Consider the following 17,398-nt stretch of genomic DNA (forward strand, 5'->3'; position numbering starts at 1 on the left):
AGTATAAAAACGAATTAATTAATAAGATTTGACATTCTTGCTAAGTGATTTAATTGCAAGTGAAAAATCTTTACCATGCCCGGTTTTAGACAGCTGTAATAACTCATTTAGCCCAGAATGACTTGTGAACGAAAGATTTTCATATAGGCATATCGGTAGTTCTGTATTGTCTTTAAATCTTCTGTCAGGTCCACCAGATTTGTTAACATACTTCCAGGTTCTGCCAACGATTAAAGCATCCCTAGGAACAGTTTCGCTTTCAATGAATTGACTATCACCAACATTAACGAATAACTGGTTATAACCTACAGCACCTACACCTTCACGGTCATAAACGAGTACTCTATCTGGAAAAAAATGTAATGTTTGGCGACCGACATTGATGGCAATCGTCTCAATATTTGTTTTAACAAAGGGAGGCTTTGATTTGCTGATAGAGGTTACTTTTCTGCGTAGTAAGTTACCAGCCCCGGCATGATACTTGGGGTCATAAACGGCTCCAGAAGCTTCTATATGCCATACTTTTGAGCAGCTTGCGAGCTTGGCTCCACTATCATGAAGTTGCTGGTAACATGCCATCATTTGATCATCAATGTCATAAAAAAGAACAGTAGTCTTTCTTAGCTGATCGTACATGTAAGCAAAAATAGAGAAAGCTACCCCTACGATAAATCCTGTAGCGAGGCACCACTCAGGCCATGCCTGTGAAAAACCGTAAAGTAACAGCGCAATCGAAAGGCACATGACCAAGGGCCATATTTGCGACTTCTTACGTTTGTTGTTCAACTCTTCAAGCAGTTCTCGGGAACTTGAATCAACGATTTCCGAGATATGGGATGACTCGATTTCCTCAAGAGATGCATGTGTAGTGTCATGTTCTATTGGGGATTCGTCTGGTACGTGCTGAAACTTCTTTCTGTTCTGTGGGACCAGACTTGGTGAAAGCGAAGCACGATAATAGACTCCGCCAGCACCAATGTGGATGTAATTTCCTCGTGGGCCAGTACCAAACCTCAATCCTCTTATACCAATAGATGCACCGACTCCTGATTTGGATAGGTTAAATCTCATCGGTCCGACTCGAATGCTTTTCTTAATGTAAAAGCTCATGGTAACTCCTTGTAAAACGAGGGGCTTAATTCATCAGAAGCTAGGGCGGTGTAACTGATCGATTTTACTGCATATGCTTCATATTTTTAAAGGAGCATTAACCCATGCAAGAGGGCAGATGACCATTTTATAGGGGAATAAGTCAGGTTACATGCTATCGCCCCGATTGTGGCAGTGTGTTAATGTTTTATTCGAATACAAAGAAATTGAGAGGTCCTAATGGAATGCCGAATTGACTGTGGGGCCTGTTGCATTGCTCCTTCAATATCCAGCCCTATCCCAGGAATGCCACAAGGGAAACCAGCGAATGTAAGGTGTGTTCAGTTATCTAATGATAATTTATGTAACATTTTTGGATCTAACCTTCGTCCTAAAGTTTGCAGTAGCCTGCAACCGTCTCTGGATATGTGTTCAACGAATCGAACAGATGCGATGACCTACTTAATCAAACTCGAAGATGAAACCTGCCCCAATGCTACCTAGTAGGCCTACGCTGATAAATCAATACTTGCACTCAGTGTGATTTTTTTGATAGTATATTCATGGGGCATTTTAAGTTTCGTAAACTTTGTTCCGAATTTTTCCTCCATCCAAATACATCCCCAGAATCAAATATGAAGCGGCTTTGTGCTATCACAAACGCACGTGTTTTGCCGTGGTTTTTAGGTAGTAACTTAAACTTAGGGAAGGGTATGGTGTATTTTATACGTAAGTAAAGAAAGGTATTATGTTAACAGAATTGCAACAATCTCAAATTCAGCTATCAACAGTTTTACTGGAAGCTAATAGTTTTAGAAATGTCTATCATGAATATGGTCGTTACAAAACCATTGCTGAAAAGTTTTTTGTTCATGATGGTCACCAATACCCAATTAACACAAGAATCGGATCAGGTGTTCGGCATGATATTCTTCTGGCTATGGTCAACGAACTAAACGCAATGCAGATGCTTTATAGTAGAGTGTTTCTTACCCGTTTTGATCTTCACCTGCCGAAGTTAACCTCTGTGGAAGCTGGTAACAAGTACGTACGCCAGTTTTTTAAACAACTTCATCTGCGCCTGAAATCAACATACAACAGACCACAAGGCTTATCAGATCCAATAATCAACTTTGCTCATGGTTGGGTTTGTGAACAGGAAGATGCATTGCAGCCTCATTACCATTGCTGGATTGCTCTTCCACATCGTCAAGTAAAATGGTTTGGTACTGCCGACAGAGGGATCGCTGGTGTTGTTACTGAAATCTGGATGAAACTTACAGGTGGAAAAGCGACACTGGTAAACTTGTCTAAAGCCACTAAAAACTATCCTGATCACTACGTCATTCATCGTGATGATCCGGAATCGCTTGTTGGCCCGATATTTTGGTTATCCTATCTGGCAAAAGAAAAAAGTAAGTTCCAGACAGGAAAAGGCTCACGGATCTATACAACATCGAAGTTGAATAACAAAATCCTGCGTAGCAAGCCCGTAGAGCGTTTTTCTACTACGGATAATACATTCCCAGCACCCATGCAATAAAAACCGCTCAGAATCGCGCTCATAACGTTTGATGATGCATGCCAGATAGGATCATTTATTAATCTTTAAGCTTGGTGTACATCATCATTATGCTGCTCGATAAAGTGCATGCAGTATATGCAAAATAAAATCCCGCAGTTCAGCGATATCTTTATGATATTGGTCAGATGCGAATAAAATGTATTAGCGCAGATTTGGCTTGACACAGCTTAGGCGCAGAGCCTAACCCAATCTGTCAGTCCGCTCTGCGGCAAGAGCGTGCATTGCTGACATTACAATGTGTTAATCAACCAGGAAAAGATCAGGCAGTTGGTGATAGATGTAAGTTGTCATCCGCTATCGTCGGCAGCGTGCGTACTCTAAGTTACAGTTGCTTCAAAGGACAAACTATGGTTTAAAATCATAGACGTTCTACCTTAACTACAACCTCATCCTTTACATTATCAGTTTTCCTCTTACTGAGGGCGGTAGCGTTATTTCCCCTATGTTCACAATTTAATACGGAATATCTAATGAGTGAAACCAAACATATATCAGCTATGGCTGAAAAAGTAGCAGATAATTTATTTTCTATATTCAAGTGGAAAAGAAAAATTGTTTCTGATCATAGTTGGGATTGTGATAGCCCTGATGAGCATGGAGGGAAGAATGATCATCCTTCTGATTGTGTTTTTTATTATAGAGACCCTTATGATGATGAAGTTAAATATATAAATACTGATCTAAAAAGTTATGCAAAAGGGTCAATAACAAAGGAGCAAATTAATAAAGCTGTTCATTCGCTTTCATATGCTACTAACTGCGCACCTCATAACAAGAATTGGAAGAAATTATTTAACCCTATAGGGACGTTCTCAGTTTTAGGAATGTTGTTCGTTTATAATCATTGTGGCAGTTATAATGGTGACTTTGACGATATAGTGGCCGAGATTGATAGTGAAAGTAACCATCTCGACAGTGGTAAAATGGTTTCAATTTTATCACCTTATAAAATAACCACCTTGAATAGCATTGCGAGCGATATGAAGGTTATGATAGGAAATGATGAATTACCTAGACAGAACAAGTTTAGTTTCTATCATCCTAACGAAATGCTTATTAAAAATCACTTTGATGATGACTACTCAGAACCTGCAACAATAAATGTTTTAACTTCTCCTTGGATTATTGTAAAACATGCGGACTGTGAGAAAGAAAAAGCAGGTTACTTGATATATTATACGAAGGACGGTTCAGAGCAAGAAGAATTTGAATATTTTATAGATGCTTTAAGTTATTATCAAATAATAGATAATACAAACAATGTTAGAATTAAGCTAACACAAAAAAATTCATATGCCGCTCTTAATTTACTAAATGCTATCAGTAAATATTATAAGGCGTTAGGGCGTGATGATGAAGAGGCAATAGCATTAGCCAACACTATGGTTAAAGGAACTATTGATCGTGTAAATCCACAATTTTCTTCGATTGAGATTGGAGTATTGAAGTGAGTAACATAGAAAAGAAACATGGTCATAGTATCTATTATATGAATGACCAAAATATAAGAGATGGTCTTCTCGCACAGAAAATCAAACCTTTGCACTTAATTAAGTTACTTAAAGAAAGAAATATAATAGTTTCTCCTTCTTCAACGAAAGATGAATTAATAATGATGCTGAAATTCATCAGGTTCGATTATTATGATTATATTTATCTATCATCGCTCCTTGCTAATCAGGATAAAAAAGAGAGTAAGTCTAGTATTGACATAAATAAAAAAGTAACTACAACTCAAATCGTACAAACATTTGATGCAATAAAAAATACTTTAGATCAACATCAAATAACAGCAGAAGTTACTAAACAAGGGCAGAAAAAAGTAGTTATTAATTATGAATATACAGAATTTGACCATTCAAAACCGCCGATGCGACAAAAGTCCTTCCGTAAAGGTATCATTGAATGTGACATAAATGAGACGGGTGCTATGTTAAATTACCCAGCTAATAAAGTGGGTGCTATTATTAAGGATGAACTAATTAAACAACTTTCCGAAAAATTGGAAACACAACTTAAACCAATTGAGTTCGATTTTGAATATTCAAGTATATCAAAAAGAAACCATTTTTTCATCTCAGTGATTAATAGCATTGAAAATTATGATGTGTTTGATGTAGTAACCGTAGCTGTAAAAAAAATCGAAGATAAAAAAGATCAAAAAAACCCGTCAATTAATAATACTGATACAGATAGTAGTAACGATTCTGTAGGGGACGCATTCACCGGAGAAGTTAGGAATGCTATCCTTAGAGGGAGGCAAATTTTAACCTCGAAAATATATAAGGGGTTGAATGTTGATAATTATTATATTTACAAGATCACATGGAAAATTCGCGAAATAATCCCAATGGTTGGTTCCGATAAGTCTGATTGTTACACAGTAGAAATAGAATTTAATGATAAAAACAAGGCTAAGGGATTACAATACTGTGTTAAGGCGGTGCAAAAATATTCATCAAGGGATATGCTCAATGTTACAACAGAAAACCCATTGAAAAGCGAACAAGAAAAATTAGGTAAGCTAATTTATCAAACCGCTTTGAAAGTATATTCATCATTACCATAATGAGATGCGACGATGGAAAAAAGATTAGTATTATATGAATTCGAGACAAATTTAAATTATGATCAGATTGTCAGTCGATTACTTCAGTATCGCTTCACTAAAGATGTAAACTCTGGCTTTAGCATACATAAGAGCAATGAAAGCGGAGTTTACTATCGGCATATTAAAAAGAATATCAATATTGATAAAATTATCACTCCTTTCGGGGAAGAGTATGAGAATAGAACAGTTGATTATGCTATTAATGAAGCCAAAATAAATGGTAATACGCTATATATAGTAAATCCAACAAGGACGATCATACCTTTTAGAACTGACTTGTTGAAGGCACTAGAATTTCAATGTGTTATCGCTAATAAGATAATTAATCTTAACGAGGTTATATCGTCTCTTAAAGATAACTTCAAAGATGTTAATTTAACCGATATAGAACTGACCAGTCACGAACTCTTCAAAGACTCGCGAGTGAAAATGGTCATTTCTTCGAACTCAGATTTAATTATTAAGACGGAAAGATACTTCGGAGAGATACCCTCCAAGCTAACGAAAATAGGTTTTTATTTAAAACATCTTCGCGAAGAGTATTATATAGAGATTGGTTGTAAAGGGACCATTAAAATTAAAGGCGATTTAATAGATGATAACATTGAAGAATTTATAATCAAAAATATGTTACTTTGATTGATTATATAATAATTATTGTTTAGACAGCTTTAAGCATAGATTGGGTGATTATTAGGACAAAACCACTTCCATATTTTTTCACAGGAATGGAATTGTCTATAAAGTTCAATTATAGAGTAATGCCTATTATTTATTTTAAGGTTTGTAAATCTTTTAAAGTATATGTGCCTGCATCTTAAAGGTTAAGTTTTACTAAGGAAATAGAAACATATGATTATTTGAAAAAATATTAATTAGAACAAATGTGAGACACCAATAGTGTTGATTCATAATTATCCTCATCTGGACATAATTTTAAAAAGTTAAAAGGAGTTACGTTTTATCGTAACTCCTTGTTTAATATGAAGCACCTTGCAGGACTTTAACCAGCACCAAGTGCATATAAGTAATGCATAAGTATTGTCACACGGCGTCTTCTGTAATTTAACACTTCGATATCAAGCGTTAATCGTAATGAGGGGAGTGGGGAGGGAAATTTGGCCAATTTAATAAATATATTAATTGCCGCTTCTCGCTCAGAACTGACTGTAAGATTCGATTGCATTCTATATGAGGAAAATGTCAGTTCGTGCCGGAGCTATTATAAATATAATTAACTAACTAACTCCTTCTTGATTCGGTAAAACGTGGCGCGGCTGATATCAGCTGCTTTCATGATGTGAGCTGGTTTAACGTTTTGCGCCAGCATTTCACGAACAGTCTCACGGGCTTCCATATCCTTTTCTTTACCCGTATACAAACCTGCCAATTTTGCTTTCGCGATCCCCTGTGCCTGGCGTTTGCGCCGAGTTTCATAATCTTGCCTTGCCATTGTTGCGAGAATGTCGATCAACATTGCATTGACAGCATGCAGAATACCACTGGTAAGGTCATTACCCGACATTTCAACCATCTGCCAACTGGTTGGTAAATCCATAGAAACTATCACCAGTCCTTTACTGTTCAGCGTGGCTTTTAGTTCAGCCCATTCTTCGTGTTGAAGACGGCTGAGACGGTCAATCGCTTCAATAAGAAGTAGATCGCTGGGTTGTGCTTCTGCCAGTAAATGCATAAGTTCCACACGCTCCAACTTTGCACCGCTGGCATTCTCAATATATTCTCCGGCAATCTGCCAGCTTTTGCTTTGTGCAAATTCGCGCAGACTAACCACTGCACGATCTGCATGTTGTCCTTCCGTAGATGCACGGCAGTAGATACGGACATCCATCATGGTTTCTCTTTATAGTATAAAAATATTACCCATATGATACATTACGTGATTATATTATCAATAGAGTTAAATAAAACTCTATTGAGACTTTAAGTCTCAATCTCTATCGGGTATAGCCTATTGATACACTTCCGGAGCCGGGAGGAAAGGTTCTAAAATTAGTAATAACCTTCAAAATCTGAAATCACCCTTTGTTCATGCCTTTTAAATCCAGTACCAGCGCCCAGACAAGAAAGAGAGATTACGAGTTCGCCATCATGGGTAGTAGTAATATCACGCACGAAACCAAATACAGTCTGAACACGACGACCAGCCATACCACTATGCTTCGCGCTACAACTGGTGCAGTACCATGGTTGGAATGTGAACTCCACTCTTAAACCATAGCCTTGGCAATAAGCTGTTTTTATTTCCTTCGAGGCAGGTTTACCGTCAGTGATAGTAGTAAAATTGAAAGGTGCCTGAATGGAAATGAAGCTCCCCATTTCCACAAGTGCCTTGACCTCACGTCGTTTGTTGCGAATAGGAGTGATATCAACCACAGGTAGCTCTCCTATTACTGCCTCAAGGAGCCCATCAAGATAATTAGCAACCGAGAATCCGTAACCAAAATCAAGAAAATAATCTCGCCTACTCTTGTCCAGCTCCCATTGCAAATCATCGGTTAGGAAGCCTCTTCCATCTACGAAACCTTTGTCTTTTAGATGATTAACGTCGTTCGTCATATCGATATTGATACCTAAACGATTCACCAACTCGAAAAGGCGGCGGCAATTTATCCAATCCCAACGGGCTGAATAACCGGACTGTTTAAGGTTCAAAAGCGTACGGCTTTTCTCTTCTCCAACAATACGCTCCCACTCAGCTTTGTGTCTTTTCAGCTCTCCTACCGTTAAATTCTGACTTAGCTGCTTCTTCGTATGAGCTAAGTCGTGGCAATCCAAACAAAGTACAGCTAAATTTTCTTTTGAGTGACTACGAGAGACTGCCCACTCCTTAATATGGTGCACAATAATCGGCTTATTTTGCCGCCAGCAGACGCAGCAAGTTCTTCGATTGCTGCTTAGAACGCTAAACAATGTATCCTCTGGTATAGGAGGGCGATCACCAGCATGAATATTGCTTATGTCATTCTTAGATAACCCCATCCCAAGAAGAGTATCAGCCTTGGTTAGTTGTAGTTTTCTGAGAGTGAATCCCTTTGCTGAAAGGATTTCAGCAAGATCACTGGCTAACCCTCTCGATAACAAAGCATTTACTGTTCTTTGATTCATCTCTTTCCTTCCTCCTTTTTCTTGATCCTGAAGCTAACATCAAGGAAACGCTAATGTATTACAAGGGAAAATAGCAAATGATGCTTCAGAATTGGCAGCAACGTTTCGCAACTCTAGGAAAGATTAACGACACGGGCATCTGCAAATGAGACACGATATTTCAGGAACATCATATGCAACACTCATCAACTAAGAACAACCGCCAGACAGTGCTGCACATACGCCGATGATATTTTGCTTCTGGTGAAATTTGGGAGGGGGTACTTCATGAACCTTCGCGGGCGGGGGATTGGGTAGGATGCCGGGAATTTACCCGGCAGACTATATGACAGATTAGTTAAAGGTGCAGTTACCGCCAGACGGTGCACCGATGAAAAACTGCATCTTTTCGCAAGTAACTATGATCTTCTGCCCCTTTTTCAATTTCGACGCCTGCGCCTTCTCTGAATCCGCCATACTCAGGCTGACTGGCATGAAGCGATTATCACTTTCAAGTTTAAGCACTACATCATTCGCGAAATTTTTTGTTATGTCCTGAACAGTTCCAGTCACTTCCACCTTACGACCACCAATGTTGTCATCGGCTGCAACCTCGTTAGCTTTATAAAGTTCAACCAGCTCTTTCGCCGTAGTCCGATACACGCTTTCGTCAGAAGATGTCGCCTTTGGTTTTCCGGTGCCAGATTGCGATTGTGCTGATGTTGTCATCTCATCAACTACCATTTTCATAAAATCTTGTTGCATCGAGATATAGGCTGCGACCCCACCACAACTATCAATGGCGATCTTATCTTTCGTTATCAGCCGCCCTTTCGATTTGAGTGCAGTGCCAGCATCTGCGCCTTCAACGACAGAATTGTACACAGCGTTGTAGCTCGGTGTACCTTTTTTCATGCCCTGCGTTACCTGCTTTATCAGTGCATCCTCAGAATCACCTTTCAGCGCCTGTTCGCACCCGGCAGTAACAAGCGTTTTTACATAAGCAGCCAGGTAATCAGGGTATGGCTGGATTTCACCTGACTGAGCACCCTGAGTGATTGAAGTAAACGAAGCGAGCACCAAAGGTAACGCTATAACTTTTCTCATTTTCACTTTTCCGTTTGTAGTTTTCTTTGTGATTTATAATAGATTTTATCGTTCGAAATAAATTGAATCGATTGTTTTTTGCAGATTATGACATGCATCCAACATACGTCTCGCTTGGAGGAAGGTGGCAGAAACCAACTTCAATGGAGGTTGAGAGATGGTAAGTTAAATGTTGTTAGTGAGATTTATCTTTTTTGCGTTAAGTGCCAATGTCGGGTGCATAACTATGAACAATCCGGAGCTGATAACCAAGGCGAACGAGCAAACCTTATGTGCCTACTCCAACAGCATTTACATCTTAATCTACGACACCAAGTCAAAGTACTGCCCCTGTAGCAGGACCTTCAATAAGGCTGACGGCTGACAGCGAGTAGGGTTTCAGGACTTTTGTTGCGATACAAAACTGGATACAGTCTGCGACTCATGGCAACCCCAGCGCCGAAGATACCTTACTCATGGTTGAACGAAGCCGCCTTATCGGTCGGTTTTGTTTTTATCAAATCCTATACAACAGAACATGTATTGATTAAATAAATTAATCTGCTAGCAAGTAATGCAGGGATTTCGTCCCTGCATTTGAAAATATACAAACGTTACTTCTGGCAAATATCCCGATCATAGACGCCACCATTTACAGCTAGCATTTGCTTTTTCTTTTTTGAAATCATATCTGTCATGATTTGCGAATCATCTAAAAAAATACCTTCAAATGTTCCAGGACGTGCATTCCACCCTGCAATAATTACTGTGTCTCCCACGTTTAACGCTGCTACCTTATCCTTATCATAATCTGTATTTTCAAAAGCAAACTTTAATCCTTCATTCGAATCAGAAATATCCAATGTAACTAACGGCTTTCTACTAAATGTAACAGTGCCGATACTTTTTATTTTGCCTGTAACCATTAATCGACAATTTTTGAAATGGTTAGTTGCCCGAAACTCATGTTCTTTAAATCGTGAATAAACCTCTTCTGCAGTATAAAGTCTCGGAAGTATATCGATGATAGACGGTCTGGATAATTGCACGATTTGTTGTAAAGAAACAGTATCAGCATTTAAGGTCGGTTTTACTACAGTTGATTTCGCTTGGCATGGGTTTATAGCAATCCCCTGAAACACGTAAAAACTTAAGGCGATAGCAACAGTTATGACTGTTTTTTTTATGCAACATTCAATTCGTGATTTCATTATGAACTTCCGTAAGTTTTATCTTAACAATATTATTTCCATGGCGGTATATTTTGACGTCGCCAGACGGATGTTTCACTGCGTTACGGATCTCATTCATTGTGTCTTTAGATAGCATATCGCAGCCCTCCATATACATAACCTTACGTGTATCGGTATCAGATATATTAGTGAAGCAGTTACTGATCCATGAATCAGGTATTTCTATTCCATGTTTCAGTTTCATATATTCAACGATGAACATATCTGTCAGGTGAAATTGTCCTACAATGTATTTTCCGTTATAGGTATGATCCGAAGGTGAAGTCACCCAATCATTTTTTAAAACCAAAGCCAGTGCATTATTTCTCATTTTCAGACTCTAGTTCACGAATGCGATTGTTTGTCATGTCGATAAGGCATATCTGTTCGTTATGGCAGTCGGATTTTTTCTTGATCCATTCTCTTTGGGAAGGGAGTAATCGTTTTCTAGTTTCAGGGCTAAGGTTTTTCCAGACCGAATTTAGTTTCTCATCGCTTGCTTTATAACTGTGTGTATCGACATTTGAGGTTGCTGCATTGTTTCTGGTTGCTTCGCGGTTGTTATTATAGAAAATTGGTGCGCGAACTCCCTGAGCGTAGTCTTTAGCTGCTTTGTCCCACACTCCTTGACCATTGGCAGTCAGTATTTTCCTGAACTCTGTAGTGTTGAAACTGTAATTGCGGATCTCGCCATTGAAATCTAGTTTCACGTTAACGGTGATTGACTTTGCAATGCCATTCAAGAAATCCCCTGCTTCTGAACCAAGTGAACAGACTAATTCCTTCGTATCGTCGTTATTCTTTGGGCGTAGTCCATGCATCGTGAATCTGCCGTTATCAGTTGTAGCAGTGATATCTACCAGCGGTATGATCGATGATGATTGCTTTGCCATCGCGAAGCATATCCCTTTCAGATTTACATCCCTGTCCATTCCGAGAAACATCAGGGCATTTTGGTCGTTGCTGGCGACACCTGCTGATTTTGCCTCTGGTAAGAAATAGACGGTACTGGAGGCGGCAGTAATACCTGAAATGAGAACAACGCCTGATGCCATGATTTTTAAAGTTTTTATAAGGATTGTCATTCTGGATACCTACTTTCTATCGTACTCTATCGGGGGCAGAGCACACATCCCATGAGTCATGTTAACGAGAAACACCAGCGAAGAATCATGATCTTACATCGATCTATAAAATCTATCAATATTGTAAAATTGATCTGTAAAACCGATCGATTGAGGTTCGAAGGGTTCAGTGACTGTTCTGATGTAACGTAGACGGGGATATGGTCATTGGAGGAGTTGGTTGGTTTCCCCTTGTCAGGTCGGCAAGGGGGGAGTAATTTAGCGTGAAAGTTTTTCTAAGTCTTCCAGTGAGTTAATATCGTACTTAATACCGTTAACAGTTGCATATGATTTGCTTGTAGAGTTATTCACTCTGATAGCCATTCCATTGCCTTTGTCTTGGTTTGTACCATCTTCAAGCTCGGTGATAAACGTCGGGTTTAGAATGCTGACTTCGTGTTTGTCCTTAATATGCTGCGTAAATTTTTCAGGCGAAATCAGTGCATCAATGAATGAGTGCAACACAAGTCCTTGCATTTTTAGTAAGTCATGATCGTTGACTGTTTGTGCTTCAACATATGAAACACCAGGTGATCGGTTGCGATTGAACTTAATCACTATTCTCTGTTTTTTTCCGTCGGCGAAAGTCACTTCGAAATAACCATGTCGCTCATCAATGTCATGACAATCAATACGTTTAATGGCTTGCTTTACTTTCAGTCTAATCCTCTTACGGTCAGGATTTTTAGTGTCATGAACATCGAAATGCCGGAATTGCTCCCAGCCTGTAGTTTGAATCTCTGAACGGTTGATTTTGTACTGCTGAAATTCTCTTTCAAGCGCTACTTTTTTATGTTTGTTCGAATTAATCTGCTCTGCTAACTCTTCGAGGCTGTCCGTTAAAGTTGCCAGTTTCAGTAGTTTATCAATAACTTCTGATGTCTGTTTAATCTCAGATTCGTACCAAGCTGTTTTGTCCTCTTGGTGGTTGTTCCAAACGTGATCGGAAATTAGTTGCAAAACGCTGTGTTCTAGCTGGTATGACGTAAACCCTTTCTTACCGCAAGGTTTACCCTGAACGATCTTTGAGCCACATATATAACGGTACTTGTTTACGGTTGAACCAGCTTTGAACATAAAAGATCCGCATTTACCGCAAAAAAGAATACCGATTCCTGAGAGTAGCGGAATTTCTGGTTCAGGGTTCCCTTCTGGATATTTTGAGGAGCTACGTGTGACGGCGCGATGTCGATCTAATTTCAAAAGCGTCAGATATTCTACTTCCGACATAAGGGCTGGGTAGTAATTAGGAATAGTAAATGTTTCTTTCAATGGTTCATTTGATTCGGAATCATATACAACGGCACCCAATTCATCCCGCTTATCCAGAGTAAAGACCTTTTGCCCATGAACGGTTGGATTCAAAAAAGTCCTAATCAAATGCTTGCCCCATTTTTCTGTTTTAGGAGCTTTATCTTGGCCTATTGTATCTTTATAAACCCTCTTTTTTGAGGAGGGATAATGTTCGTTAAGATATCGCTGTATCCCGAGCAGCGTTTCACCATGTTGTTTGAGTTCGACAATTTTCTGGGCTGCGGCGAATAATGTCGGGTGGGGGACAACAAAGCCTGATTTCGTGTCTACCCACCAAACATTCTGACCGACCGATTCTATAGCTTTTGCTGGCGATCCTGGATCTCTGACTAGATTTTCTCTTATCAGAGAGCGAGCTTGAGCTTCTACCCGATTCTTTTTCGTTAATGATTCGTCGTGTGCACGAGTGAACATCAACAACGAAATGAGCAAATCGGTCGGATTGTTTTTTACGTCTGAGTATCTATAGATTTTTTCGTCCATTCCAGTGACGACAATTATCCCTTTGCTAAGAATGCTTTTGAAGAGATCTAAAGCGCTCCAGGCGTCATCACGGCTAAGACGATCAAGGTTTTCAACAACTAACCACGATCCAACTGGGATTTTAACTCCAATTTGATTAATGAACTCTGACAGCTTTCCTTTATCAGCATTCTTCCCCTTAAACGCGGACATACCCAGATCATGAAAAGCTGTTGTATCTAGTTCGAGATCAAAGCGCGTCGCAATTTTTAGCGCGATATCTTGCTGACGCGCCAGCGAGTTTCCTTCCCGTTGTTTCGCAGATGAAAAGCGTACATACGAATACAGTTTTGATTTCATGGTTTATCAGTTCCTTCGTATGGTGTTGATCAGATGGATCTGATGCTAACAGCAGGAATGCAAGTTTAAAACAGAGAATAATGATAAGTTACGCAGGCACACGAATATCGGATGAGTTCCGTTATATGAAATGACATTTTTAACGTGTTTAGTTGCATCGGTAAACTGGGATGTACGGGCGTATAAGAAATGTAACACATGGAGTGTGACCGTATCTCGTTTTACCCACTTTAGCCAGAATTTAGCACCAAACAATAGGTTTTTACTTAATTTTCTTTTTACAGCTATAGGTTGTAGAAATCGTTTTTTTAGCTGAGTATTACTGATGCTCACGTACGTTATTGTAATCGTGTTTCTCTGGTTAAAGCAGACTCTCTGGATAAACTATTTACAAGGGAATCATTGCAACTAGTTTTTTACACAAGTTTGGTAGTCCATGATTTATTTTTATTGGTAGGTGATTTGACTGGTTAAAAATTGAATGTCTCTCAACTTATTAGATTTTGTTTTTTGTTATTTTGGATAAAGACCATTTTTGATAATATCAAAAATGGTCTGAGTAGCAGCCAATCAAACCACTGCCGAAACAAAAGAATGAAAGTGATTATCACGTGCTAACGCTTTCATCAGAACAACTCTCCAATGATTGAGACCATACAAATTTTCTTCTTCTGAAACCAAGCCATTTATAAAGTCACTTAATTGATTTCCCCCATATCGAAGATGGTTTACACAAACGTTAAAAACCTCAGTTATCTCATCATTAGCATATTCATTGTATGATGATATCAACCCTAGTTTATCATAGTGAGATTTTAATATATCCCAAACGGCATTTGTAATATTATGAGGCCTTTGAATTGAAAAAATAGCGCTTACTGTACTAGCTGCTATATTATGGTTAAGATTAATTAGTAAATAGTTTGAGTTTGGGATTGTATCAGTGTAGAAGTATAGAAATGTTCGGTGGTTGGCATTTTTCCAATCATTATTTTTAGTCTGGTTGCATGTGCCACAGCATGGGATTAAATTTAAGGCGTGAACAGAAAGTTCAGGGAATTTTGTCTCTGGAAGATAGTGATCATATGTTTTTGGCAATGTTATGCCGCAATAAGGACATCGCTTTAAAAAACGTTTAGGCTGTGCGTCTGTAATGGTCTTAAATATCTTTTTTACTTTAGCGGTTCTTCCAGTGTAGCAACTTAAAAGATCGTCTTTATGGCGAATGAGATTTATATCTTCGCTCAGATGGAACAAAGTATTATTGGCAATTGCTTGCTCGAAAAGAGCATACCTAGCACTAATTTGTTGTTCAAGTAAAAGAAGATTCGATTTTGTTGTGTTTGCTATGCCTTTAATTGTATTAGCCTTGGCAGTTACAACATCTTTATGCCTTTGAATATATGATGTTGTGGCTGATGGATGATTCATGTTTTTCATTTACGATCACCGTATTGTGCCAATAAATATGCTTTAGCGTTGAACCCTAATCCATCATCAAACAGGCTATTTATTTCTTCAAAAGTCATCGACTTCGATAGTTGTTTCAAAACTTTTTTATAATGGTTGGGAATGGAAACTGTATCAAAAACATGTCGAGTTAGCTCAGATATATTTTCACCGAAAGTTTCAAAATGCATTGGAGTAGATATTGTACTATTGCCCTCACGTGTAAGGAGTATAACTCTTTTTCGGGGGATTTCTTGGATTACTATAGGTGAATGTGTCGCGATAATTGCAAAGGAGTTATGAACCTTGAGCATTTTGTTTAATACGTTAAATAAATGAGCTACAGCATTCGGATGCAAATGTGTTTCAGGTTCGTCAAATAAAACTAATGTATTTTCCTGTATTCTTGCAACTAAGGCTGTTACAAAATGAACTAATATTGATTGACCCGAGCTTAAAAAAGATAATGGATCGATATCATTTTTGCTTGCTTCAATATCCACTTTAAGTCTGGCAGCTAATTCGGTGCTGGTATTTTCAAGTATTTCAGAAACGAATAAAAACCATTCTTCAGTTCTTTCAAGTTCAATTATTCTTGAAAAGTTTGATTTGTAATTCTCTATAAGTGAGGATTTGGATAATGAACCTTTTTCATTTCTTATTCCACAATATACATAACTTGCTTGCGGGTTTTTAGGTCTGATAAATTTATCAAAAGCACTATAAGAAACAGTTATTACTCGATTGAAAATTGGTCGTTTATCATTAAATTTATTGTCTTTATCGTCTATGGTTTTCTGCGAAACTTTCCCTACTTGTACTAAATCCTTTGCTAAGGACGCCATTAATTGTGTTTTCCCTACGGCATTGCGACCAATAATTCCAACAATCCTTCCTGGTAATGGATCTGATTCGTCAAAATCTACATTAATACTAAATTGGCTTTCTGCACCTGCTATAGATGTAGTATATCTGAATGAGAATTCCTCAGTGAACTCCTCACCCAAAATAATAGACTTCCCAAATCTAAATGCATTGAGCGCACTATTTTCTCTGAATAAAGCATTCCTGTATTGAGACTTACCCTCAAATTTTTCGCTTTTATTAGGCTGCCAAGATATATCATTTAATGCTTCTAAAACATTTTTTGACTCGGTGCGGCCAACAGTTTGTAATAGTCTTTTATAGAAGTTAAGACTTTGGCCCAAACTGATATAATTTGTATCTAGACAAGGAAATTCATCTGGCAGTTTTGTGCTATCCTTATCTATTTGTAATATTTTTAACTTCCCTATTTCCGTGCTATCAGAAATACTTTTATGATAGCGAAGATGAAATGTACATACAGTTCCATAATCATCCCAACTGTCAGTTGAAATACTGAATATTGGGTAAGTTTTAGTGGATAGTTGAGTTTTATAGTATTTAACCTTAAACATTAGATATTCCTTTTACATATTAATAGTTAATAGGTATGACATCATTTTATCCTTTTAAGGATGTATAAGAATGGTTTACTAAGGTGGTGGTTATAATAAAATAATAACTTTTCTTTTAAAATTCTTGTAAAAATTGCAATGAGTGTGAAGCTAATATAACTATTTTCTGGTTATTATTTACTTGGTTAACTATTAGCAAACTATTTTGAATTTGATCGATTTGTCTATACGCATAACCATTAAGACACAATATCTAAAAAAAAAGCATATAACAAGTTAGTAAGGTTAAATTCAGTGTTGCGTTGTAATTAGAGGCATAGGGATAAATTTAATAATGTGAATAATTGCATATTAGGCAAGCCGGCCAACACGCGTTGTGTACAGCTTGCGGACGACTATAAGTGTAAAATCTTCAATTCCCCGCTGCGCCCAACCGTCTGCGCCAGTCTGCAACCGAGCGCCGGGATGTGTTTTAGCGATCGGGACGCGGCCATGACCTTCCTGATTAACCTGGAAGCTGCGACCGCACCTTAACGCTATTC

General features: G+C 38.3%; 15 protein-coding genes and 1 pseudogene. 6 read left to right on the forward strand and 10 right to left on the reverse strand.

Annotated features, from left to right (window positions below; genetic code table 11):
- Positions 1–18: 18 nt before the first annotated feature.
- The gene (locus L2097_RS01895; RefSeq protein WP_047369511.1) at positions 19–1,110 is read right to left on the reverse strand and encodes a DUF4236 domain-containing protein; all 1,092 of its coding nucleotides are present in this window, start codon (positions 1,108–1,110) and stop codon (positions 19–21) included.
- Positions 1,111–1,329: 219 nt separating this feature from the next.
- On the opposite strand from L2097_RS01895, the gene L2097_RS01900 reads away from it, so the two are divergent.
- The 5 genes from L2097_RS01900 (at position 1,330) to L2097_RS01920 (ending at position 5,924) form a co-directional block, all read left to right on the forward strand.
- Positions 1,330–1,593: a YkgJ family cysteine cluster protein gene (locus L2097_RS01900; RefSeq protein ID WP_071845851.1), complete on the forward strand. Its 264-nt coding sequence runs from the start codon at positions 1,330–1,332 to the stop codon at positions 1,591–1,593.
- A gap of 244 nt (positions 1,594–1,837) precedes the next feature.
- On the forward strand, positions 1,838–2,632 hold the full coding sequence (locus tag L2097_RS01905) for a YagK/YfjJ domain-containing protein (protein ID WP_250352011.1): 795 nt from the start codon (positions 1,838–1,840) through the stop codon (positions 2,630–2,632).
- A 512-nt stretch (positions 2,633–3,144) separates the two neighbouring features.
- Positions 3,145–4,125 (forward strand): PD-(D/E)XK nuclease domain-containing protein, encoded by a 981-nt coding sequence (locus tag L2097_RS01910; RefSeq protein WP_250352012.1) that lies wholly within the window; start codon positions 3,145–3,147, stop codon positions 4,123–4,125.
- Positions 4,122–5,243 carry a hypothetical protein gene (locus tag L2097_RS01915; RefSeq protein ID WP_250352013.1) on the forward strand — a complete coding sequence of 374 codons (1,122 nt, stop codon included), beginning with the start codon at positions 4,122–4,124 and terminating at the stop codon, positions 5,241–5,243. The genes L2097_RS01910 and L2097_RS01915 overlap by 4 nt, the downstream gene beginning before the upstream one ends.
- A 12-nt stretch (positions 5,244–5,255) precedes the next feature.
- A complete protein-coding gene (locus L2097_RS01920) occupies positions 5,256–5,924 on the forward strand; it encodes a hypothetical protein (RefSeq protein ID WP_250352014.1) in 669 nt (222 codons plus the stop codon).
- A 595-nt stretch (positions 5,925–6,519) separates the two neighbouring features.
- Here L2097_RS01920 and L2097_RS01925 read toward each other — a convergent pair.
- The 9 genes from L2097_RS01925 to L2097_RS01965 all read right to left on the reverse strand — a co-directional run bounded on the left by L2097_RS01925 (position 6,520) and on the right by L2097_RS01965 (position 16,856).
- Positions 6,520–7,134, reverse strand: coding sequence for a recombinase family protein (locus tag L2097_RS01925; RefSeq protein ID WP_250353113.1), 615 nt, complete (start codon positions 7,132–7,134; stop codon positions 6,520–6,522).
- A gap of 161 nt (positions 7,135–7,295) precedes the next feature.
- Positions 7,296–8,411: an HNH endonuclease signature motif containing protein gene (locus tag L2097_RS01930; RefSeq protein ID WP_250352015.1), complete on the reverse strand. Its 1,116-nt coding sequence runs from the start codon at positions 8,409–8,411 to the stop codon at positions 7,296–7,298.
- A gap of 333 nt (positions 8,412–8,744) precedes the next feature.
- Complete coding sequence (locus tag L2097_RS01935) at positions 8,745–9,497, reverse strand: OB-fold protein (RefSeq protein ID WP_250352016.1); 753 nt, start codon at positions 9,495–9,497, stop codon at positions 8,745–8,747.
- A 593-nt stretch (positions 9,498–10,090) separates the two neighbouring features.
- On the reverse strand, positions 10,091–10,687 hold the full coding sequence (locus tag L2097_RS01940; protein WP_250352017.1) for a hypothetical protein: 597 nt from the start codon (positions 10,685–10,687) through the stop codon (positions 10,091–10,093).
- Positions 10,671–11,039, reverse strand: coding sequence for a hypothetical protein (locus tag L2097_RS01945; RefSeq protein WP_250352018.1), 369 nt, complete (start codon positions 11,037–11,039; stop codon positions 10,671–10,673). Before L2097_RS01945 ends, L2097_RS01940 begins: the two co-directional genes overlap by 17 nt.
- Positions 11,029–11,793: a lysozyme inhibitor LprI family protein gene (locus tag L2097_RS01950; RefSeq protein WP_250352019.1), complete on the reverse strand. Its 765-nt coding sequence runs from the start codon at positions 11,791–11,793 to the stop codon at positions 11,029–11,031. The genes L2097_RS01945 and L2097_RS01950 overlap by 11 nt, the downstream gene beginning before the upstream one ends.
- 258 nt (positions 11,794–12,051) lie before the next feature.
- On the reverse strand, positions 12,052–13,968 hold the full coding sequence (locus tag L2097_RS01955; protein WP_250352020.1) for a recombinase family protein: 1,917 nt from the start codon (positions 13,966–13,968) through the stop codon (positions 12,052–12,054).
- 570 nt (positions 13,969–14,538) lie between these two features.
- Positions 14,539–15,408: an HNH endonuclease gene (locus L2097_RS01960; protein WP_250352021.1), complete on the reverse strand. Its 870-nt coding sequence runs from the start codon at positions 15,406–15,408 to the stop codon at positions 14,539–14,541.
- Positions 15,405–16,856 carry an ATP-dependent nuclease gene (locus tag L2097_RS01965; RefSeq protein WP_250352022.1) on the reverse strand — a complete coding sequence of 484 codons (1,452 nt, stop codon included), beginning with the start codon at positions 16,854–16,856 and terminating at the stop codon, positions 15,405–15,407. Before L2097_RS01965 ends, L2097_RS01960 begins: the two co-directional genes overlap by 4 nt.
- A gap of 354 nt (positions 16,857–17,210) precedes the next feature.
- Here L2097_RS01965 and L2097_RS25735 point away from each other — a divergent pair.
- Positions 17,211–17,390, forward strand: a pseudogene (locus tag L2097_RS25735) (YkgJ family cysteine cluster protein); the annotation flags it as partial.
- Positions 17,391–17,398: the final 8 nt, after the last annotated feature.

It is taken from the genome of Citrobacter sp. MNAZ 1397, from assembly GCF_023613995.1.
Taxonomy (GTDB): domain Bacteria; phylum Pseudomonadota; class Gammaproteobacteria; order Enterobacterales; family Enterobacteriaceae; genus Phytobacter; species Phytobacter ursingii.